19 protein-coding genes and 2 riboswitches are annotated in these 20767 nt (G+C 62.2%); of the genes, 10 read left to right on the plus strand and 9 right to left on the minus strand.

Going from position 1 to position 20767, the window contains the following annotated elements; genetic code table 11:
• Positions 1-32: 32 nt before the first annotated feature.
• The 6 genes from NDO48_RS13375 to ssb all read left to right on the plus strand — a co-directional run bounded on the left by NDO48_RS13375 (position 33) and on the right by ssb (position 5041).
• Positions 33-923: a carbohydrate ABC transporter permease gene (locus NDO48_RS13375; RefSeq protein ID WP_026227208.1), complete on the plus strand. Its 891-nt coding sequence runs from the start codon at positions 33-35 to the stop codon at positions 921-923.
• Entirely contained in the window at positions 920-1801 is an 882-nt protein-coding gene (locus NDO48_RS13380; RefSeq protein WP_267321628.1) for a carbohydrate ABC transporter permease, read from the plus strand. Before NDO48_RS13375 ends, NDO48_RS13380 begins: the two co-directional genes overlap by 4 nt.
• Positions 1798-2673: an ROK family protein gene (locus NDO48_RS13385; RefSeq protein ID WP_267321629.1), complete on the plus strand. Its 876-nt coding sequence runs from the start codon at positions 1798-1800 to the stop codon at positions 2671-2673. Before NDO48_RS13380 ends, NDO48_RS13385 begins: the two co-directional genes overlap by 4 nt.
• Positions 2670-3410: a GntR family transcriptional regulator gene (locus tag NDO48_RS13390; protein ID WP_267321630.1), complete on the plus strand. Its 741-nt coding sequence runs from the start codon at positions 2670-2672 to the stop codon at positions 3408-3410. Before NDO48_RS13385 ends, NDO48_RS13390 begins: the two co-directional genes overlap by 4 nt.
• A 20-nt stretch (positions 3411-3430) precedes the next feature.
• On the plus strand, positions 3431-4225 hold the full coding sequence (locus NDO48_RS13395) for a sugar isomerase domain-containing protein (RefSeq protein ID WP_018428021.1): 795 nt from the start codon (positions 3431-3433) through the stop codon (positions 4223-4225).
• Between the two features lie 240 nt (positions 4226-4465).
• The gene (gene ssb / locus NDO48_RS13400; RefSeq protein WP_018428020.1) at positions 4466-5041 is read left to right on the plus strand and encodes a single-stranded DNA-binding protein; all 576 of its coding nucleotides are present in this window, start codon (positions 4466-4468) and stop codon (positions 5039-5041) included.
• A gap of 259 nt (positions 5042-5300) precedes the next feature.
• On the opposite strand, the gene NDO48_RS13405 is transcribed toward ssb, so the two are convergent.
• The 7 genes from NDO48_RS13405 to NDO48_RS13435 all read right to left on the minus strand — a co-directional run bounded on the left by NDO48_RS13405 (position 5301) and on the right by NDO48_RS13435 (position 13355).
• Positions 5301-5576 (minus strand): hypothetical protein, encoded by a 276-nt coding sequence (locus NDO48_RS13405; protein ID WP_018428019.1) that lies wholly within the window; start codon positions 5574-5576, stop codon positions 5301-5303.
• The gene (locus NDO48_RS13410; protein WP_416377203.1) at positions 5573-6664 is read right to left on the minus strand and encodes a 2Fe-2S iron-sulfur cluster-binding protein; all 1092 of its coding nucleotides are present in this window, start codon (positions 6662-6664) and stop codon (positions 5573-5575) included. Before NDO48_RS13410 ends, NDO48_RS13405 begins: the two co-directional genes overlap by 4 nt.
• A 5-nt stretch (positions 6665-6669) precedes the next feature.
• A complete protein-coding gene (locus NDO48_RS13415) occupies positions 6670-7932 on the minus strand; it encodes an aromatic ring-hydroxylating oxygenase subunit alpha (protein ID WP_018428017.1) in 1263 nt (420 codons plus the stop codon).
• A 107-nt stretch (positions 7933-8039) separates the two neighbouring features.
• Positions 8040-8250: riboswitch (cobalamin riboswitch) on the minus strand.
• Positions 8251-8324: 74 nt separating this feature from the next.
• On the minus strand, positions 8325-9083 hold the full coding sequence (cobF, locus tag NDO48_RS13420) for a precorrin-6A synthase (deacetylating) (protein ID WP_018428016.1): 759 nt from the start codon (positions 9081-9083) through the stop codon (positions 8325-8327).
• Positions 9080-9328: a hypothetical protein gene (locus tag NDO48_RS13425; RefSeq protein ID WP_018428015.1), complete on the minus strand. Its 249-nt coding sequence runs from the start codon at positions 9326-9328 to the stop codon at positions 9080-9082. Before NDO48_RS13425 ends, cobF begins: the two co-directional genes overlap by 4 nt.
• A complete protein-coding gene (locus tag NDO48_RS13430) occupies positions 9319-10449 on the minus strand; it encodes a ribonucleotide-diphosphate reductase subunit beta (protein ID WP_018428014.1) in 1131 nt (376 codons plus the stop codon). Before NDO48_RS13430 ends, NDO48_RS13425 begins: the two co-directional genes overlap by 10 nt.
• Before the next feature lie 29 nt (positions 10450-10478).
• Positions 10479-13355 (minus strand): ribonucleoside-diphosphate reductase subunit alpha, encoded by a 2877-nt coding sequence (locus NDO48_RS13435; protein ID WP_267321632.1) that lies wholly within the window; start codon positions 13353-13355, stop codon positions 10479-10481.
• A 106-nt stretch (positions 13356-13461) separates the two neighbouring features.
• Positions 13462-13672, minus strand: a riboswitch (cobalamin riboswitch).
• Between the two features lie 407 nt (positions 13673-14079).
• Between NDO48_RS13435 and NDO48_RS13440 the strand changes: the two genes are divergently transcribed.
• Both NDO48_RS13440 and NDO48_RS13445 read left to right on the plus strand, forming a co-directional pair.
• Positions 14080-14979, plus strand: a complete 900-nt coding sequence (locus tag NDO48_RS13440; protein WP_267321633.1) for an HNH endonuclease — start codon at positions 14080-14082, stop codon at positions 14977-14979.
• 110 nt (positions 14980-15089) lie between these two features.
• Positions 15090-15512, plus strand: coding sequence for an OsmC family protein (locus NDO48_RS13445; RefSeq protein WP_267321634.1), 423 nt, complete (start codon positions 15090-15092; stop codon positions 15510-15512).
• Positions 15513-15585: 73 nt separating this feature from the next.
• On the opposite strand, the gene NDO48_RS13450 is transcribed toward NDO48_RS13445, so the two are convergent.
• A complete protein-coding gene (locus tag NDO48_RS13450; RefSeq protein ID WP_267321635.1) occupies positions 15586-16191 on the minus strand; it encodes a nucleotidyltransferase domain-containing protein in 606 nt (201 codons plus the stop codon).
• A 262-nt stretch (positions 16192-16453) separates the two neighbouring features.
• Here NDO48_RS13450 and NDO48_RS13455 point away from each other — a divergent pair, with 262 nt between their 5' ends.
• The gene (locus tag NDO48_RS13455) at positions 16454-16966 is read left to right on the plus strand and encodes a ClbS/DfsB family four-helix bundle protein (RefSeq protein ID WP_267321636.1); all 513 of its coding nucleotides are present in this window, start codon (positions 16454-16456) and stop codon (positions 16964-16966) included.
• 101 nt (positions 16967-17067) lie between these two features.
• Here the strand turns inward: NDO48_RS13455 and NDO48_RS13460 are convergent, their stop codons facing one another.
• Positions 17068-17697 carry a MarC family protein gene (locus NDO48_RS13460; RefSeq protein WP_018428008.1) on the minus strand — a complete coding sequence of 210 codons (630 nt, stop codon included), beginning with the start codon at positions 17695-17697 and terminating at the stop codon, positions 17068-17070.
• Positions 17698-17992: 295 nt separating this feature from the next.
• Between NDO48_RS13460 and gyrA the strand changes: the two genes are divergently transcribed.
• Positions 17993-20758 (plus strand): DNA gyrase subunit A, encoded by a 2766-nt coding sequence (gene gyrA / locus NDO48_RS13465; RefSeq protein ID WP_267321637.1) that lies wholly within the window; start codon positions 17993-17995, stop codon positions 20756-20758.
• Positions 20759-20767 lie beyond the last annotated feature (9 nt).

Genomic DNA, 20767 nt, shown 5'->3' on the forward strand with positions numbered 1-20767 from the left:
TCGCGCACCCTCGACTGCACCTGATCCATTTCATGACAAGAACCCACCAACATTCCGTCTGGATGATGCTGACGCCGGCCGTCTCGCTCATCGGCGCCTTCATCGTCGTGCCGATGGTGCTGACGGTGTGGCTGTCGCTGCAGGACTGGTCGACGCAGACCGGTTTCCAGACGGCCGAATTCGTCGGGTTCGACAATTTCCGCGAGATTTTTGGCGCAACATCGGTGGGGCGCGATTTCAAGGGCGCGCTGGTCAACACCGCGCTCTACACGCTGATGTCGGTGGCGCTGATCCTGCCTGTTTCGGTCGGGCTCGGGCTGCTGGTCTACCAGCGCAACGTCGCCGGCGGAAACGCGCTGCGAACGATACTGTTTTCGACCTACATGGTGCCGATGATCGCAGTGGCGCTGGTGTGGTCAAAGCTCTATTCGCCGAGCGAGGGGCCGATCAACCAGATGCTCGGCTGGCTGGGCGTTGGGCCGCAGCCTTGGCTGTCGTCGCCCAGCACGGCGCTGGTATCAATCGTGTTCCTCAATGTCTGGCAGCAGGTCGGCTATTTCACCGTGCTTGTGGTGGCCGGGCTGACACAGATCCCGACCAGTCTCTACGAGGCAGCGACCATCGATGGAGCGAACGTGCGCCAGCAGTTCACCGCGATCACGCTGCCCTTGCTGAAGCGGACACTTCTGTTCAGCGCGGTCATTGCCATCATCAATGCGGTGCAGGTGTTCGAGCCGGTGGCGCTGATCACGCAAGGCGGGCCGGTGGGCTCGACCAATGTGCTGACCTATCACATCAGGCGCGTCGGTATCGAACGCGCCCAGGGCGGCCTGGGCTCGGCCATGGCGGTGACGCTGATGCTGTCGCTGATCGTGGTGATCTTCGCTTTGTTCGCCTTTGCCCGGAAGGGAGACGACGAATGAGCGCCGCAAGCGAATGGCGGCCGCGCCGCGGGCTTCTTTTCTACCGACCCAGGCCGGGCGTCGGCGACTACATGGTTGCCGTGCTGATGCTTGTGGTGGCGGTAGCCTCGGCCTTTCCGCTGGTGTGGATGGTGCTGTCGAGCCTGAAAACGCCGGCCGAGACCATGCAGGTGCCGCCGGTGTGGCTTCCCGCGAGCCCGAGCCTCGAGGCGTTCGAAAAGGTCTCCGGCGTCATCAACGTCGGCCGCTCGATGCTGAACTCGGCCGTGATCGCCACCATCACCACGGCCGGAATCATCGTCACCAGCCTGATGGCGGGTTATGCATTCGCCAAGCATCGCTTCCGTGGCCGCAACGTGCTGTTTGCGCTTATGATCGCAACCATGTTCTTGCCGCCGATCGTGACGCTGATCCCGCTCTACCGGATCATCGGCACCATCGGGCTCGATGGCAGCCTTGCCGGCGTGATCCTGCCCAACCTCGCCAATGCCTTCGGCATTTTCCTGATGCGGCAGTTCATTGCTGGCGTGCCCGACGACCTGATCGATGCGGCGCGCATGGATGGCGCGTCCGAAATGCGCATCCTGTTCGTGATCGTGGCGCCGCTGGTGACGCCGGCGGTGGCGGCGCTGGCGTTGTTTGCCTTCGTCTATCACTGGAACAGCTATCTCTGGCCGCTGACGGTACTGCAGGGCAATGCCGACCAGTATCCGATCGTCATCAGCCTCAGCCGGCTGTTGAGCTACAACCGTGGCGCGATGAACACCAACCTCGTCATGGCCGGGGCGACGCTCGCCGTGCTGCCGCCGCTGGTGCTGTTCGTGTTCCTGCAGCGCTTCTTCGTCGACTCCATCGTCAGCTCCGGAGTGAAGGGATGAGCAAGGTTCTGGCCATTGACCTCGGCGGCACGCAGCTTCGGGCAGGGATTTGCGACGCCGCCGCGCCTGCTGGCGTCGTGCATATTGGCGCTTGGCCGGCGCCCCAGTGGCTCGACGGCTTCCGCGACAAGATAACCGGGCTGACGCGGGAACATGGCGCCGAGCGGCTCGGAATCTCGGTGCCGGGCACAGCACGCGGCACGCGCTGCCTGTGGATTCCCAATCTGCCCTGGCTCGACGATGTCGATCTGCAAGAGCTGTTTCCAGGTCTTGCAATTGGCCTTGGGCAGGATGCGCAGCTGGCGCTGCTGGCCGAGGCGTCTGCCGGTGCTGCCAAGGGGCTTTCGGACGCCATCCTGGTGGCGATCGGCACCGGCATCGGCTCGGCGGTGCTGTCGGGCTCGCGCATCGTCAGGGGCGGGCAGGGCGCGGCCTGTTCTTTCGGCTGGGCCTGCGCCGACCTCGACGACGACGGCGACGATCGCGACGGCTGGCTGGAGCGGCAGGCATCGGGCAGGGCGCTCGCTGCCATCGGCGAAAAGGCCGGGTTTGGCGACGGGCGCGGGCTAGTGGCAGCGGCACGTGCGGCAAATGCGGATGCGCTCGGCGCATTGGCGCGGCCGGCGCAGGCACTGGGCGTGAGCCTGGCGACAGCGGTGGCGCTGCTCGACCCGCAGGCGGTGATCTTCGCCGGCGGCGTGGCCGAAGCCGCCGATGTGTTGGTGCCGATGGTGAGGACCGCGATGGAGAGGCAATTGCCACCGCATCTGCAGGACGTGCGCATCGAGATGGGCGATTTCGGCAAGGACGCGAGCCTTGTCGGTGCGGCATTCGCCGGGGCGCGGGGTCAACAATGGGACGAAGTCCGATGAGTGGAAATTTCGCGAAACCCAACCGCAGTCGGCCGGAACCGCTGTGGCATCAGGCCGAACAAGCGATGCGGACGCTGATTTCGTCGGGCGAATGGGCGACGGGCGCGCAGATCCCCAATGAGGAGCGGCTGTGCGACCTGCTTGGTGTCAGTCGCATCACCGTGCGCCACGCGCTGCGCAACCTTGAGGATTCCGGTCTGCTCAGCCGCGAGCACGGGCGTGGCACCTTCGTGCGCAGCCCGACCGTCATTGCCGGCGTGCGCGGGCTGACCAGTTTCACCGAAGAGATGGCCAATCTCGGCCTCAACCTTGGCACTAGGCTGCTCGACGCTCGGATCATTTCTGCTGATGCCCAGGTGGCTGGCGCGCTGGAGATCGAGGAGGGCACGCCTGTTCTGCAGCTGCGCCGCCTCCGGCTCGGCAACGACCAGCCCATCGGCATCCAGACGGCGCATCTGCCCGCGGCGCGCGTTCCGGGCCTGCTCGAGACTGCGGCTGGCGTCTCATCACTCTATGAGACGCTGAAGGCGAGCTACGGCATCGTGCCCCAGGAAGCGCGCGAGATCTACCGCATCGGCGAGGTCAAGCCCGAGGATGCCGAGCTGATCCAGCTTGCCGCCGGCAGTCCCGCTTTCATGGTCGAGCGCATCGCCTTCGACCGCTCCGGCCCGTTCGAGTTCACGGTCTCAACCATGCGCGGCGACCGCTACGAAATCCGTTCCGTTCTCCATCTCTGACCATCTGAAAGGTTTTTCCCATGACGACTTCCTACATCAGCCGGCTGGCCAAGCTCATAGACGGGGCAGCGAGCGCCAACGAGGCGGCATTCGAAACCGTCTCGGCAAGGCTCGCCGAGACGCTTGCCAATAAGGGGCTGGTGCATCTCTACGGCTCAGGCCATTCGGTGCTGCCATGCCAGGAGGCGTTTCCGCGCTATGGCTCCTATGTCGGCTTCAATCCGCTGACCGACCCGCGCGTCATGTGGCACAACGTGCTGGGCTCGGGCGGCGTGCGTGAGCTTCTGTGGCTGGAGCGCACCGAGAAATACGCCGAAAAATTCCTCGACCACCAGCCGCTCAACCCCGGCGACTCCATCATCATCTACGGCCATAGCGGCCGCAACGCTTCCGGCATCGACACGGCGCTCTACGCCAAGAAACGCGGACTGTTTGTCGTCGCCATCACCAGCAAGAACAATCTGGACAAGCCGGCAAGCCATTCCTCAGGCAAGCGCCTGGCCGATGCCGCCGACGTCGTCATCGACACGACCTCGCCGATCGAGGACGCGATCGTGCCGGTGAAGGGCTGGAGCCGCCCGGTGGCCGGCTCGTCGACGGTGCTTGCCATGATCATGACGCATGAGCTGATCGCGCGTACTGCGCAAAAGCTCGCCGACCGCGGCATCGAACTGCCGACCTTCGCCTCGCCGACAATCGAGGGTGTAACGCTGCACGACACCGACGTGATCTACGGCATCTATCGCGAGAAGATGATCGAGGCGCAGCGCAAGCATCTTGATTTCTTCAAGGACCGCATGCAGGGCGAGGCATAAGCCCTGCTCCTGACGTCAGAATGCTGGCGGGTCGTCCGAAAGGGCGGCCCGCTTGCATTTGGTGCGACTGGCTCTTGCCATTTACCGCCATTAGCGATAGAACAAAATAAGAACAAAAATGACTTGTGGACGGTATGTGGTTTTCCGTCGGCAGGGGGCGCGGGCGGAGCGTGCTTTGGGCTAGTGTGCGCCCTCACATTTTCTTGGAATTTTGGTTTCGGATAAGCGCGGAGCGGTGTCATGGCAGGTAGTGTCAACAAGGTCATTCTGGTCGGTAATCTGGGTGCCGACCCTGAAATCCGCCGTCTCAATTCAGGCGAGCCGGTCGTCAACCTGAGGATCGCGACCTCGGAAAGCTGGCGCGACAAGAATTCGGGCGAGCGCAAGGAAAAGACCGAGTGGCACCAGGTCGTCATCTTCAATGACAATCTCGCCAAGGTCGCCGAGCAGTACCTGAAGAAGGGCATGAAGGTTTACATCGAAGGCCAGCTCCAGACCCGTAAATGGGAAAAGGACGGTGTCGAGCGCTACACCACCGAAATCGTGCTGCAGAAGTTCCGTGGTGAGTTGCAGATGCTCGACGCACGCGGCCAGGGTGGTGACGCCGGCTACGGCGGTGGCCAGGTCGGCTATGGTGGCGGCCAGGGCGGTGGTTACGGTGGCGGCGGCGGTGGCCGTTCCGACTTCGGTCAGTCGAGCCCGACCGACAGCTATGGCGGCGGCAATCGTGGTGGCTTTGGCGGTGGCGGCGGCGGCAATCGCGGTGGCCAGGGCGGCGGCGGTTCGCGTGACCTCGACGACGAGATTCCGTTCTGATCCGGAATACTCCACTTAACATCAATATTCTTTGAGATAAGGCGTTGTTTCTCAACGCCTTTTTCTTTGCGTGTTTCGCGAAGCGAGTTCCGCCCTCTTTCAGTCGGGGCGGTACATCTTAACTGTGTGCAAACGCTGCGTGAACGCGGGCTACTTTTGTCAGATCGCGGTGGATACGGAACTTCGGCCTGCCGCGGATATGCCTTCGCTCGGCTAGGCCAAAACAAAACCTTCGCCAGCCGAAACAGTGGCGGAAGCTTCAAGGATTGAACATCGGTCGGCAGTGGCTACGACCTGCGACTGCGGCGAGAAGCGTACGAAGTACCTGGACATCGGAGTTGGGAAGCGCTCGCCGATCCATCACGGCAAGCTGCCGTCGCGCTGCCGCCTCGATGCTGATGCCGTGGGGCACCGACAACAGCCAGTCCACGAACACCTCCTCCGGCGGCGGCAGCGGCGATATGGCGGCCATCAACTGGCCGTCTATCTTCTTGCGTGGCGCGGTGACTTTTGCCCGTTCGTCGCTCGCGCTCATGCTTCCAATTCCAGTGCTGACAGCGGTCTGGAACAGCAGGCGAGGATGTAACCCTCGGCGATCTCGTCGTCTAGGATGCCGCCATTGTGGCTCATGGCGACTTCGCCGGAGATCTTCCTGACGCGGCACGTGCCGCACAGACCGAACTCACAAGCAGCAGAAATGCGAACGCCGTTGGCACGTGCAGCTTGCAGCACCGTCTGGTCGGCGGCGCAGCGGCCGTCCACATTAGAACCGACGAAGCTGATGGCAAACGCGGTGCTGCCTTCTGCGTCTTCATTTCCCGGGGCGGTGGTGATCGGCGACACTTCGGCGACAGGCGTGCCGAAGCTTTCCTGGTGATAGTGCGCCATGTCGAAGCCCGCCGCTTGCAACATGTCGCGCACTGCACGCATGAACGGGTCGGGTCCGCAGCAGAAGATCTCGCGATCGCGGAAGTCTGGCGCGAGCAGCGGTAGCCTGATGGCATCGATCCGCCCCATATGGCCGAACCAGCTCTCGCGGCTCGACCGCTCTTCGATCATGAATCCGAGCGACAGGCCCGGCATGCGGCTGCCCAGGAGTTCGAGTTCCTTGCGGAAGATGATCTCGTCGGGCGAGCGGGCGCAGTTGACGAAGGCAACGTCGGTCCATGGGGCGCAGTCGTTGAGCCAGCGCAGCATCGACATCATCGGCGTGATGCCGGAGCCGGCCGAGATGAACAGGTATTTTGCCGCCGGATGGTTGTGGTGAGAGAAGTTCCCGACCGGACCAAACGCCTTGAGGCGCGAGCCCGGGACGAGGTTGTCGAACATCCAGCGCGTGCCTGTACTGCCTGCCTGCGCCTTGACGGTGACGGCGATGGAGAACGGTCGCGATGGCGACGACGACAGCGTGTAGGTCCGCAAGAGCGGACCGTCCGGTGTCGGCAGTTCCAGCGTCACGAACTGGCCCGGCTTGTAGCGAAACCAGGTCTGTGCATCCGAACGGAAGGCGAAAGTCTTCACATCAGGTGCTTCATCCACCACACCGATCACCTCCAGCACCTGGAGGCGATCATTCCACGGGGTCATCTCGTCGAGGTGGCGATAGAGGGCGGGGTCGCTCATGGCATTCATGACCTACTCCCTCTGGCGACGCTGCGCAGGGCGGGCTTTTGCCCGTCGGCGAGCCGTGGTTCGATGAAGCGCGCATACCAGTCGACGAACTGGATCACGCCGCCTTCGTGATGTTCGGAATATGGCCCGGGCTCATAGGCCGGCGACCTGATGCCGAAGGCGTTCTCCTCGACGATGCGGCGGTCCTCGTCGTTGGTCTCGGTCCAGACATGGGTCAACTCCTTCAAGTCGTAATCGACACCTTCGACCGCGTCCTTATGCACCAGCCATTTGGTGGTGACTGCCGTTTCCGTTGTGCTGATCGGCAATACGCGGAAGGTGACGGCATGATCGCCTAGAACATGGTTCCAGGTCGTCGGATAGTGGTAGAGCAACAGCGTGCCGATGCGGTCGGCCGCGACCTGGTCGGACAGGTTCTTGCGCACGGCACGCCTGCCCGTAGTCGTGTAGCTGACGGCCTTGCCGAGAAGCGGGGCGCGGGTGGCGCGGTATTGTCCTTCGTCGTCTATTCGAAAGCGCGAGGGCAGCCCTGCCGCCTCGCAGTGCGACCAATGCGCAAGCATGTCGGGATCGCTTTCGGCGCCGTTAACCCCGGTGACGGTTGGAGCTTCGGGGAAGGTCTTGCACAGCTCAGGATGGTTGGCCGCGCAGTGATAGCACTCCCTGTTGTTCTCCCAGACCAGCTTCCAGTTGCCCTTCTCGACGATGGTGGCTTCGAAAGCGACCTTGGCATCGACCAGATTGTGGGGAGCGAAGTACGGCTCCATCAGTGACCGGAACGGGCGGAAGTCGGCCGGCTCCTTGGCCAGGCAGATGAAGATGTAGCCACCGACGCTTTCGCAGGCGACGGGCTTCAACCCGAAGTCCTCCTTGTTGAAGTTCTCTGCCATCTGGCGGGCGAAGACCAGCTTGCCGTCGAGGTCGTAGGTCCATTGGTGGTAAGGGCAGACCAGTCGCGCCGACGTTCCTTTTTCCGTGGTGCAGACGCGGCTGCCGCGATGGCGGCAGGAGTTGTGGAAGGCGCGGATTTGACCATCGCGTCCGCGTACGATGACGACTGGATAGTCGCCTATCTGGACGGTGAAGAAGCTTCCGGCTTTGGCGACCTCGCAGTCGTGGCCGACGAACAGCCAGTCTCGATACCAGATCAGTTCGAGGTCGAGCTTGTAGAACTCCGGGTCGATGTAGAAGGGTTGCTGCAGGCTGAAGCCATCGCGCCGTTCGCGGATGAGTTTCAGCATTTCATTGCGCGTGTCCATGTCCGTCCTCGCTAGCGGTACAAGGACTGAACTGGTGGTATGGAGGGGAAGATCGCGCGGGTTCAAATGCCCGGACGCTCTGCCTCTTGACCGCCCACCGCGATCAGTCGGTTGAAAGAATTCGAGGCTGGTTTCCGGGCTCCGAAGCTGTCCTTTGTTGAGGACTGTCCCGACACCTTCCCAGGCATTTGCCCAGTGGTTCTCCCGTCGAGACGTCAAGCTTCGCTACCGTTGCGGGGGCAGCGCCGGGATCTAACCGGCTTCCCAATTATCCCGCAGACCACTTCGCCGGCGGGCACCTTGAACATCTTGATCAGATCACGGAAGCATCGCTGACAAAGCCGCGAAAGCGACATCGGCGGAATGCAAAGACGACAGCGGCCATGTTGCCGTCAGGTGCTTGCTGGCTTCACAAGCACTGCGTCCATGATCCATCCGTTGGCGCGACGCGCTTCGTTGCGGACACGCTCGATGTCGTCGATCACCTCTTTGAGCTTGCCCGAGATGAGAACCTCTTCCGGCATGCCGACATAGGCGCCCCAATAGACATCGAGATCGCCGTCGGCTTGCCGCAACGTCTTCTCGGCATTGAGCATGATGACCACGCTGTCGGCATTGTTGGGAAAACCTTCGCCCATGCTACGCCCGGTCGAGATCAGGATCGAGCGCCCGATGTCGCACAAGGCGACTTTGTGCTGGGCCGCCAGCGCCTGAATGCTGCTGATGCCGGGAAGGACCTCATAGTCGAGTTCGAAATCACCGCGGTCCTTGAGGCGATCGAGGATGCGCATGGTGCTGTCGTAGAGGGTCGGATCGCCCCAGACCAGGAATGCCCCGGTCTGCGACGCGTCCAGTTCCTCCATGACCAGCTTGCCGTATGTCGCCTCGACCTCTTCATGCCAGTCGGACACCAGCTGCTCGTAGTCGTCGCCGGCGCGCCGTTCGGGTGTCTTGAACTCTACGGTTCGGAAGGGGCGGTCCCGCACGTGACGCTCAAGGATCTCACGCCGGACACGGGCAAGCTCCTGCTTGCCGATGCCCTTGTTCGGGATGAAAAACACATCGACCTTGTTCATGGCGTTCACCGCCTGAACGGTGACGAAGTCGGGATTGCCCGCACCGATGCCGATGATCAGCACCTTCCTTCTCATTGGAGCCTCCCGGAAATGTGGGAGACCGCCAGTTCCCGACCGAGTTCGATAAACAGCTCTTTCAAGCGGTTGGGGCCGGGATGCGGGCCGCGATAGCCGTCAAGACGACGGATCTCCATGTTGACCGCAGCTGTCAGGTCGCTGCCGTCAGGCTGCGCCATCAACCAGGCTATCAGGACCTCCTCGGGTTGCGGAAGCGGTTTTGCGGTCCGTGCCGTTTGCCGGCGTCCGAGCGTCAGTCCCATGCCAGCGCTCCGCCGTTCTGGTATTCGATGACGCGGGTCTCGAAGAAGTTCTTTTCCTTCTTGAGATCCATGGCCTCCGACATCCACGGGAACGGATTGTCGGTTTCAGCGAAGACCGGCGCGAGACCGAGCTGGGCGCAGCGGCGGTTGGCGATGAAGTGCATGTACTGCTCGCAGAGCGCAGCATTGAGCCCAAGGAAGCCGCGAGGCATCGTGTCTCGCCCATAGGCTGCCTCGAGGTCTGCCGCATCCTTGACCATGCTGCGGACTTCCTCCTGGAAGGCGCGGGTCCACAGATGCGGGTTCTCCAGCTTGATCTGGTTGATCACGTCGATGCCGAAGTTGAGGTGGATGCTCTCGTCGCGCAGTATGTACTGGTACTGTTCGGCGATGCCGACCATCTTGTTGCGGCGGCCGAGCGACAGGATCTGGGCGAAGCCCGTGTAGAACCACATGCCCTCGAAGATGACGTAGAAGGCGACGAGATCGCGTAGGAATGCCTGGTCGGATTCCGGCGTGCCGGTCCTGAACTCGGGATCATCAAGCGACTGCGTGTGTTTCAGGGCCCATGCGGCCTTGTCGGTGATCGACGTTACCTCGCGGTACATGTTGAACAGCTCGCCCTCATCCAGGGAGAGGCTTTCGACGATGTACTGGAAGGTGTGGGTGTGGATCGCTTCCTCGAAGGCCTGGCGCAGCAGGTACTGGCGGCATTCGGGGTTGGTGAGGTGGCGGTAGATCGCCAGGACGATGTTGTTGGCGACCAGTGACTCCGATGCGGCGAAGAAGCCCAGATTGCGCTTGATCATGCGCCGCTCGTCCTCGGTCAGTCCGTCCTTGGACTTCCACAAGGCGATATCGGCCTGCATCGACACTTCGGTCGGCATCCAGTGATTGTTGCAGCCTGAGAGGTATTTTTCCCAGGCCCAGCGATATTTCAGCGGCAGCAGCTGGTTCACATCCGCACGGGCATTGATCATGCGCTTGTCGTCGACCGACACGCGCGCGCCGCCACGTTCGATCACGCCAAGCCCAGTGGCTTCGGCCGATGGAGCCGCGTCGGGTTGCTGTGGCAGGAGGGCGGCCTTTGTGGTTGCCTTTGGTTCGGACCAGTCAAGCATTCTTCTATCCTCTCGTTTGTCCGGGCCGATCACTGGCAGGCTTCGCAGGTGGGGTCGTCGATTGGGCAGGCCTTGCCCCAAGCCGCATTCGTATCGATCTCGATAGGCGTGGCAGCGACGCTGGCCGAGACGGCATTGAGCTTGCCGTCGGTGCCCTTGAGCGTCGACTTCTCGACATGCGTGGCCGAACGCGAGCGCAGATAGTAGGTCGTCTTCAGCCCCTTGCGCCAAGCCAGGCGATAGAGATCATCAAGCTTCTTGCCGCTGGGATTGGCGATGTAGAGGTTCAGCGACTGAGCCTGGTCGATCCACTTCTGGCGGCGGGAGGCTGCCTCGATCAACCAGCTTGGCTCGATCTCGAAGGCGGTGGCATAAAGTGCCTTGAGATCGTCGGGCACGCGGTCGATCTGGCCGACCGAGCCGTCAAAATATTTGAGATCGGACACCATGACTTCGTCCCACAGACCTCGGACCTTGAGGTCGTGGAAGAGCTGGGCGTTCACGACGGTGAAGTCACCGGACATGTTCGATTTGACGAACAGGTTCTGGTAACCCGGCTCGATCGACTGCGACACGCCACAGATGTTGGAGATCGTCGCAGTCGGCGCGATCGCCATGGTGTTCGAGTTGCGCATCCCGGTCTTCTTGACGCGCTTGCGCAGGGCCTCCCAGTCGAGTGTGCAGGATGCATCCATCTCCACGCTTGGGCGTGCCTCCTCCAGCAGACGGATGGAATCGACGGGCAGGATGCCCTTCGACCACAGCGAACCTTCGAAAGTCGGATAGCTGCCTCGCTCGGCGGCAAGATCCACCGAGGCCGAGATGGCGTGGTAGCTGATCGCTTCCATGCTCTGGTCGGCGAAGGCGATGGCAGCATTGGAAGCGTATGGGATGCGCAGCGCCTGCAAGGCATCCTGGAAGCCCATCAGGCCGAGGCCCACGGGGCGATGCCGGAGGTTCGAGCGGCGCGCCTCGGGGATGGTGTAGAAGTTGATGTCGATGACATTGTCGAGCATGCGCATGGCCGTGCTGACGGTCTTGGCCAGGCGTTCGAGGTCAAGGCCCTTGTCTGTCACGTGGTTGGCGAGGTTGACCGAGCCGAGATTGCAGACCGCGACCTCGTCCTTCGACGTGTTGAGCGTGATTTCGGTGCAGAGGTTCGACGAATGCACCACGCCGACATGGCCCTGTGGCGAGCGGATGTTGCAGGGATCCTTGAACGTCACCCAGGGATGCCCTGTCTCGAACAGCATGGTCAGGATCCTGCGCCACAGATCGACGGCACGAACCTTGCGGTGAACCTTGATGCCGCCGCTTGCCGCCTTGGCCTCATAGGCTTCGTAGGCCGTGCGGAACGGTTTGCCGTAGAGGTCGTGCAGGTCGGCGGTCTCGTCCGGCGAGAACAGCGTCCATTCCGCATCCGCCTCGACGCGCTCCATGAACAGGTCGGGCACCCACTTGGCGGTGTTCATGTCATGGGTGCGGCGACGGTCGTCGCCTGTGTTCTTCCTGAGGTCGAGGAACTCCTCGATGTCGATGTGCCAGGTCTCCAGATAGGCGCAGACCGCACCCTTGCGCTTGCCGCCCTGGTTGACGGCGATGGCCGTGTCGTTGGCAACCTTGAGGAAGGGCACGACGCCCTGGCTCTCGCCATTGGTGCCTTTGATGTGGGCGCCGAGGCCGCGCACCGGGGTCCAGTCATTGCCGAGTCCGCCGGAATATTTGGCGAGCAGGGCGTTGTCCTTGATGCCCTTGAAAATCGCGTCGAGATCGTCGCCGATGGTGGTGAGGAAGCAGGACGACAGCTGAGGCCTGAGCGTGCCCGAGTTGAACAGGGTAGGGGTCGAGGCCATGAAGTCGAAGGAGGACAGAAGGTCGTAGAATTCGATTGCCTTGGCATCGCGGTCGATCTCCCTGATCGCCAGCCCCATGGCGACGCGCATGAAGAAAGCCTGCGGCAGCTCGATACGCTTGCCCCTGGTGTACAGGAAGTAGCGGTCGTAAAGCGTCTGCAGGCCCAGGTACTGGAACAGCAGGTCACGCTCGGGCTTGAGGGCTGCGCCCAGCCGGACGAGATCGAAACGGCCGAGCTCAGGGTCGATCAGATGGGCCTCGATGCCGGCGGCCACGAACTCACCGAAGTAGGAGGGATAGCGCTCGGCCATCTGGTCCTGCGTAGCCTGCTCGGGGCGGCCGGACACGAAGCTCAGCGCCTCGCGCCGCAGGCGATCCAGCAGCAGCCGCGCCGAGACGAAGGCGTAGTTCGGTTCCTGCTCGACCAGAGTGCGCGCTGCGAGGATCGGTGCCAGCGACAGTTCGTCCAGCGTGATGCCATCATAGAGATTGCGCCGAGCCTCGGTGAGAATGGGCGCTGCCGCTACCGCCTCCAGTCCCTGGCAGGCGTCCTCGACGATGTGCGACAGCCTGATATCGTCGAGCGGGGTAAGAGTTCCGTCGTCGAGCCGGACCTGAAGCGAGGGAGAGGGCAGCGCCGCGATCTCCTTCTCGGCCTGCCGCTCCTTGGCGCGCTCTTCTCGATAGAGCACATAGGCGCGGGCCACCTTGTGATGACCGCCGCGCATCAATGCGAGCTCTACCTGATCCTGCACGTCCTCGATGTGGAAGGTGCGGCCTTCGCCGACCCGGCGCGCCAGCGCAGTCGACACCTGCTCGGTGAGTTCCTCTACCACGTCATGGACACGGCGCGATCCGGCGGCAACCGAGCCTTCGACTGCAAGAAAGGCCTTGGTCAGCGCCACGGTGATCTTGGTCGGATCGAAGGGCGTGACTCCGCCATTGCGGCGGATGACGCGATAGGCAGGTTCTGCCACCGTCGTGTCTTTTCTAGGATTGGAAACAGGGATCGCAGCGATCCCGTTGGAGGTCTGTGTCGAAGTCGCCGGCATCTCTATCCCCGTGGCGTTGCGGACGGGGCTTGCCGGGAACGCTGCTGGACGCAAAATGCCATCGGCCATGCGACTGCAAGCGCACCGCCGGGACACCCCGCCCGAGGTTCGATCAATCCGTCACGGCAGGTCTCCTGGCTCGCAGGTCATTACTTACGTCGGCCTTCCCGATGCGATCGCATCAGTGGCGTTATTCGACGCAAGCTCACTGCTTACAGTTGCGGGGGCAGCGTCGGCATTCCCTTTCGAGGCACCGACTTCCCTCTTAGCTCCCGGGCCGAAATCGACTCGGAAGAACCACGACTTGTATATTTAGTGGTCAAATAACGGGGATGGTCAATATGTGGGTGCTGAGGAATTCGTGGATGATGCTCAACGCAATGTCCATCTGGACCGAGAAACGTCCATTGAGCTGGACAAGCAGGCCCCCACGGGGCAACTGGCGCGACCTCTTTGTCGATCGCTTGCCCGGCTACTCTGTTGAACAGGAGCCATGAATCGGCGCTGTCATCTGTGATGTTTGGGGTGTTGTGAAGAGGCTGCAGCTAAAGGTATGCACGACGCCCCTATGCGTTGACCTCGCTGCAGGGCCCCGATGCGCCTGTTATCGGGTAGTTCCGAGCGGCGAAATCGAGATGCCCCTCTGGCTGATCTTTGAGAAAACCTGCGACAATTCGAAGATTTTCAGATCGCAATTCCCGGATGTTCGCGCTACGGAAGGCCTATGGGGTATGGGGTCTTCATTCACAGGTCGGATTCGATCTACGACGATAGTCCGGCGGAGCGCTATCAATTTCCTTCGCAGTACTTCGGCAGAGTTCAAGCCTGCGTCGGTGACTGGATCATTTATTATGAACCTCGCAAGGTGGCTGACACCAAAGGGTATTTTGCTGTTGCCAGGGTCCAGCAGGTCATAAACGATCCAAGTGTTCCAGGTATGTTCTTGGCGATCATCGAGCCTGGCAGCTATCTCGATTTCGCGAGACCGGTGCCGTTCTCCAATGACGCGGGCGTGATTGAGCGCGGTCTCTTGAACGATGCCGGCGCTATCTCGGGGCGAGCGCAATCTGCTGTTCGAGCACTGTCACCGAGCGACTTCGGTCGGATCGTCAGCCTCGGATTGGATCAGGCGGAGCCACTACTTCCGCGCAATGACCCCGAATTGCCTGTCGACGGCTTCGCGGAGGAGCAGACGCCGTTCGTTTTCGAAGAAGCCCGGGAGCGGACGTCATTTCTCAGTTCGCGCATCGTGCGCGATCGCGTTTTCCGGCAGGTGGTGTTGCGCGCCTATGACGAGCGCTGTGCGGTCACCGGACTAAAACTCATCAACGGCGGGGGACGCGCTGAGGTCGAAGCTGCGCATATCCGACCGGTGGAAGCCAGCGGTCCCGATGTCGTGAGCAATGGCATTGCGCTATCCGGCACTGCGCACTGGATGTTTGACAGAGGGCTCATCAGCCTGTCGGATGAGCTTGAGATCCTGATTTCCCGACAAGCGAACGACGCCGATGGCATTCGCGGGATTATCAATCGTACCGGGCGAGCGCTTGTGCCGATGCGCGGGTCGGATCGGCCTCATCCGCACTTTCTGCGATGGCACAGAGAAAACTGCTTCAAGCACTGAGCGTACGAGTAACCGCTCTGTGCCTTGCGCATCGATATCCGCCGCGCTAGCTGACGATAGAGTCTGTGGTTGTTGCCTGCTGGCATTTTTTGATTGGGAAGGACGTCTTCGTGAAAGCACGTGTGAAATGGGTCGAGGATCGCACCTTCGTCGGCGAGTCCGGCAGCGGACATAAGCTGGTTCTCGGCACCTCGCATGGCACGGAAGGCCGGACGCCGGGCCCGAGCCCGATGGAACTGGTGCTGCTCGGCACTGGCGGCTGCTCGGCCTATGACGTCGTCCATATCCTTGAAAAAGGCCGCGAGGCGGTCGAGGACGTGGTGGTGGAAATGGATGCCGACCGCGCCGAGACCGAGCCCAAGGTCTTCACCAAGATCCACATGCACTACATCGTCAAGGGCAAGAAGCTGTCGTCCGACAAGGTCAAGCGCGCCATCGAGCTGTCGGTCGAGAAGTACTGCTCGGCTTCGGCGATGATGGCCAAGACGGCCGAAATCACCCATGATTTCGAGGTCATCGACACCTCGAACTGAGCGATTGCCGGATGGATCGCGGCCGGGCCGTGGCGTTTCGGGCGCAGCTTGATCAGACCCGGCCGGTGCCTGTCTAGAGCAGCTTTATCCAGTCATGACCGGGGTGCGTTGCCCCGAGGCTGGCTCCCAGCCAGTCGCGTTCGGCCTTCTCCAGTTTTGGCAAGGCGGTACGGAAGTCGAACTCATCCTTGTCACGCTGGTGCTTGGCCTTGAGCAAGAGGATCGCCGCAGCCTTGAGATAGGGGATGCCGGTGTCGGTGACGCCGACCATCTCGGCGCGGGGGCGGACAATCGACTGGTTGCGCTTGCAGACCCAGCTTTCCGGCGTGCCCGGTTCGACCATCATGTCGACGCGCCAGCAGTTATCGGCAACGTCCAGGCACCACACCTGCGAAATCGACGCCGGGATGGTGCTGCCTTCGGGCAGGTATTCGACAATGCCGCCGCCAGCGGTGAAAAAGACGACGCCCTTCAGCGCGCTGCGAAAGATCGGCAAGTCCTCGCGCAGGACGGTGAATTCGAGATCCTCGTGATCGCGGGTCTGGTGTCCGTGCCAGAGGTCGAGGGCCCAGCCGCCGACCACGCACCAGGGCCTGTCGACCCCGGTCAGCCGCGCCGCCAGCTCTCGGGGATGCCAGGTGCACCAGGCATCGTGGTCGGGAGCTTCTGGGTGTTTCATGGCAGCGGATCCTTTGAGCCGATGACCTAGCCCATAGATCCGCAAATCGGAATCGATTTTCGGATAGCATGCTTCTCGGCTTCGAACGCTTCGAATGGCCACGGCTCGTCAGCTGGCGGCGCTCCAGCCGCCGGTACACTTCGCGGACCATCAGTCTGCGCCAGCGCGCAAGTGCTAAAGCTTGCGGTCGGCCAAGGGCGATGCAGCAGGTGGTATGTCTTGGACGGCAACTTCGAATCGCGCGGGCAGGCAAAGTTGAAAGATGAGTGTTCCAGATAACAAGGCCGAGTTGCTTGAGGCGATCGACAGCAGCCTCGGCAAGTTGTGGCGCGACCTGGCAACGGTGCCGGAAGCGCTGGCCGGCGAGGTTTCGCTGGAAGGTCATGCGAAGGGCACCATCATGAGCGTGCGCGACCTCGTCGCCTATCTGATCGGCTGGAACGAGTTGGTGCTGAAATGGCATGAACGCCGCCGCGCCGGCCTCGCTGTCGATTTCCCCGACACAGGCTTCAAGTGGAACGAACTCGGCAGGCTTGCCGGGAAATTCTATGCAGACCATGCGGGACTGACTTGGCCGGCCCTGCTTGAGCGCCTGGCGGATGCGAAGATGCGGATCGTGGCGCTGGTCGAAGAATATCCGGATGCCGAGCTTTATGGCGCACCCTGGTATGAAAAATACACGATGGGTCGGATGATCCAGTTCAACGCCTCGTCGCCCTATGCCAATGCACGTGGCCGCCTGCGCAAATGGCAAAAGGCGAGGGGTGAAGCCTGACATCGCCGCGCTGAAACGCGCTGCGGTCGCGGTCTGACCTGGGCTAACCTGCTGCTCAAGAAAACGGCGCAGGGCATCGCGGCCCGTCGCGCAGCCAGGGTCTACATCGCCACCAGTTCCTTGATGCCGTCGGCGACGAACTGGACGGCAAGGGCTGCGAGGATGACGCCGAGCAGTCGCGTCAGGATCGAGCGGCCGGTCTGGCCGAGGAAGCGGTCGATGCGCTCCGCAAGGATGAAGACCAGATAGGTCAGAGCCAGGCAGGCGAGGATGATGAGGACCAGCGCCAGCTGGCCGGTCCAGCCGCTGAAGGAGCCTGACAGCAGCACGGTGGCCGAAATCGCGCCCGGACCGGCGATCAGCGGGATGGCGAGCGGGAAGGCGGCGATGTTGTGGATGTGGTCGCGGGTGATGGCGACATCCGAAATCTTCTCCTTTCGGTCCTGCCGCTTTTCGAAGACCATTTCGAAGGCGATGAAGAACAGCAGGAAGCCGCCCGCGACGCGGAAGGCGGGCAGGGTGATGCCGAAAACCTTGAGGATGGCGGCGCCGGCAATGGCGAACAGGGCGAGCACGGCGAAGGCAATGACGCTGGCGCGGATTGACACCTGAACGCGCTGCTCGCGGTTCATGCCGCGTGTCACCGCCAGGAAGAGCGGCGCCAGACCCGGGGGGTCGATGGTCACGAGGATTGTCACGAAGGCATTGAAAACAGTGTCGAAAAGCGTCATTCGGCACCTCCCCGTCGCACGCAGGCTAACCCGGCCGCAGTTGCCGCGCCAGTGGCAAAATCGGTCATGCAGCGGCCATTTTTGCCGGTTTCGCCAGCTTCCCCAACGGCATTTCGTGGCAACCGGGCACAATGGCGGCGAGAATATGACGGACATGTCGCCGCAATGTTGGAAGCCTAAGCTATCCATTTGAAATGACGTGGAAAATCAGCGTTGGAAAAGCGCCGCCGAAGTTGGTCTTCACGGGCGCGATCCTATATAAGGGGTAAATGATTCCCAACATGCGTGATCAAAGTTGACCGACCAGAAATCACCGCGTGGACCTGACGGTCCCTCCGGCATCGAGCCAATTTCCATCATCGAGGAGATGCAGCGCTCCTACCTCGATTACGCCATGAGCGTGATCGTGAGCCGTGCGCTGCCCGACGTGCGCGACGGCATGAAGCCGGTGCATCGGCGCATCCTCTACGCTTCGCATGAGAGCGGTTACCACTGGAACCGCAAATATGTGAAGTCGGCGCGCCCCGTTGCCGACGTGATGGGTAAATACCATCCGCACGGCGACGCCTCGATCTATGATGCGTTGGTGCGCATGGCCCAGGACTGGTCGATGAGCGTCACGCTCATCGACGGGCAGGGCAATTTCGGCTCGATCGACGGCGATCCGCCTGCAGCGATGCGCTACACCGAAGCGCGCCTGACCAAGGTCGCCCACGAACTGCTCGAGGACATCGACAAGGATACGGTCGATTTCCAGGACACCTACGACGCTTCGGGGCAGGAACCGCGCGTGCTGCCGGCACGCTTCCCGGCGCTGCTGGTCAATGGTGCCGGCGGCATCGCCGTCGGCATGGCGACCAACATCCCGCCGCACAATCTGGTCGAGGTCTGCAACGGCGCCATCGCCGTCATGGAGAACCCTGGTATCGACCTGCCCGACCTGATGGAGATCATCCCCGGTCCGGATTTCCCGACCGGTGGCCTGATCCTTGGCCGCTCGGGCATCTACAATGCCTATTCGACCGGGCGTGGCTCTGTCGTCATGCGCGGCAAGGTCAATATCGAACAGAGCCGCGGCGACCGCGAAGCGATCATCATCACCGAAGTTCCCTATCAGGTGAACAAGGCCTCGATGATCGAGAAGATGGCCGAACTGGTGCGCGACAAGCGCATCGAGGGCATTTCCGACATCCGCGACGAGTCCGACCGTCAGGGTTATCGCGTCGTCATCGAGCTCAAGCGCGATGCCAATGCCGAGGTGATCCTCAACCAGCTCTATCGTTTCACACCGCTGCAGACGTCGTTCGGCGCCAACATGGTGGCGCTCAATGGCGGCAAGCCGGAGGTGCTGACGCTGCTCGACATGCTGAAGGCGTTTGTCGCCTTCCGCGAAGAGGTGATCAGCCGCCGCACCAAATTCCTGCTCAAGAAGGTGCGCGACCGCGCGCATATCTTGGTCGGCTTGGCCATTGCGGTTGCCAACATCGACGAGGTCATCAAGCTGATCCGCACCGCGCCCGATCCGCAGACGGCGCGCGACCAGCTGATGACGCGCCGCTGGCCGGCGTCCGACGTCGAGTCGCTGATCCGGTTGATCGACGATCCGCGCCATCGCATCAACGATGACGGCACCTACAACCTGTCGGAAGACCAGGCCCGGGCCATCCTGGAACTGCGCCTGCAGCGCCTGACGGCACTGGGTCGCGACGAAATCGCCGACGAACTCAACAAGATTGGCGCCGAGATATCAGACTATCTCGACATTCTGTCGTCGCGGGCCCGCATCCAGCAGATCGTCAAGGACGAGCTGGTCGTCGTGCGCGACGAGTTCGGCGTGCCGCGTCGTACCGAGATCACCGATGCCGGCTCCGACATGGAAGACGAGGACCTTATCCCGCGCGAGGACATGGTCGTCACGGTCAGCCATTCCGGCTACATCAAGCGCGTGCCGCTTTCGCTCTACCGGGCGCAGCGGCGCGGCGGCAAGGGCCGCTCGGGCATGTCGACCAAGGACGAGGATTTCGTCACCCGGCTGTTCGTGGTCAACACGCACACGCCGGTGCTGTTCTTCTCGTCGCGCGGCATCGTCTACAAGGAAAAGGTCTGGCGCCTGCCGATCGGCAATCCGCAGTCGCGCGGCAAGGCCTTGATCAACCTGCTGCCGCTCGAACAGGGCGAACGCATCACCACGATCATGCCGCTGCCGGAGGACGAGGCCAGCTGGGCCGAGCTTGACGTGATGTTCGCCACCACGCGCGGCACCGTGCGCCGCAACAAGCTCAGCGACTTCGTTCAGGTCAACCGCAACGGCAAGATCGCCATGAAACTGGAGGAGGAAGGCGACGAGATCCTCGGCGTTGAGACCTGCACCGACAATGACGACGTGCTTCTGACCGCCGATTCCGGCCAGTGCATCCGCTTCCGCGTCGACGACGTGCGTGTGTTCCAGAGCCGCAATTCGGTCGGCGTGCGCGGCATCAGCATGGCGGACGGCGACCGCGTCATCTCGATGGCGATCATCGAGCATGTCGAGGCAAGCCCGGCCGAACGTGCGGCCTACCTCAAGCAGGCGGTGGCCGAGCGCAAGATGTCAGGTGCCGAAGAGGACGATATCGCGCTGACGAACGAGGATGTGGGCGAGACGACTGACCTCTCCGCTGAGCGTTATGAAGAGCTCAAGGCGCATGAGCAGATGGTCCTGACTGTCAGCGAATATGGTTATGGCAAGCGTTCGTCGTCCTACGACTTCCGCCTGACCAACCGCGGCGGCAAGGGTATCCGCGCCACCGACGTTTCGAAGGTGGGCGAGATCGGCAAGCTGATCGCGACCTTCCCTGTCGGCGGCGACGACCAGATCATGCTGGTGTCGGATGGCGGCCAGGTGATCCGCGTGCCGGTCGACGGCATCCGCGTCGCCAGCCGCGCCACCAAGGGCGTGACCATCTTCAATACCGCTGAAGGCGAGAAGGTGGTTTCGGTCGAGCGCATCTCCGAGCCGCAGGGCGAGGAAGAGGGCGACGAGGCGCCTAACGGCGAAGATCCGGTCAACGAGGAAGGCTGATATGCTGAT

It is taken from the genome of Aminobacter sp. MET-1, from assembly GCF_026521175.1.
Lineage (GTDB): Bacteria > Pseudomonadota > Alphaproteobacteria > Rhizobiales > Rhizobiaceae > Aminobacter.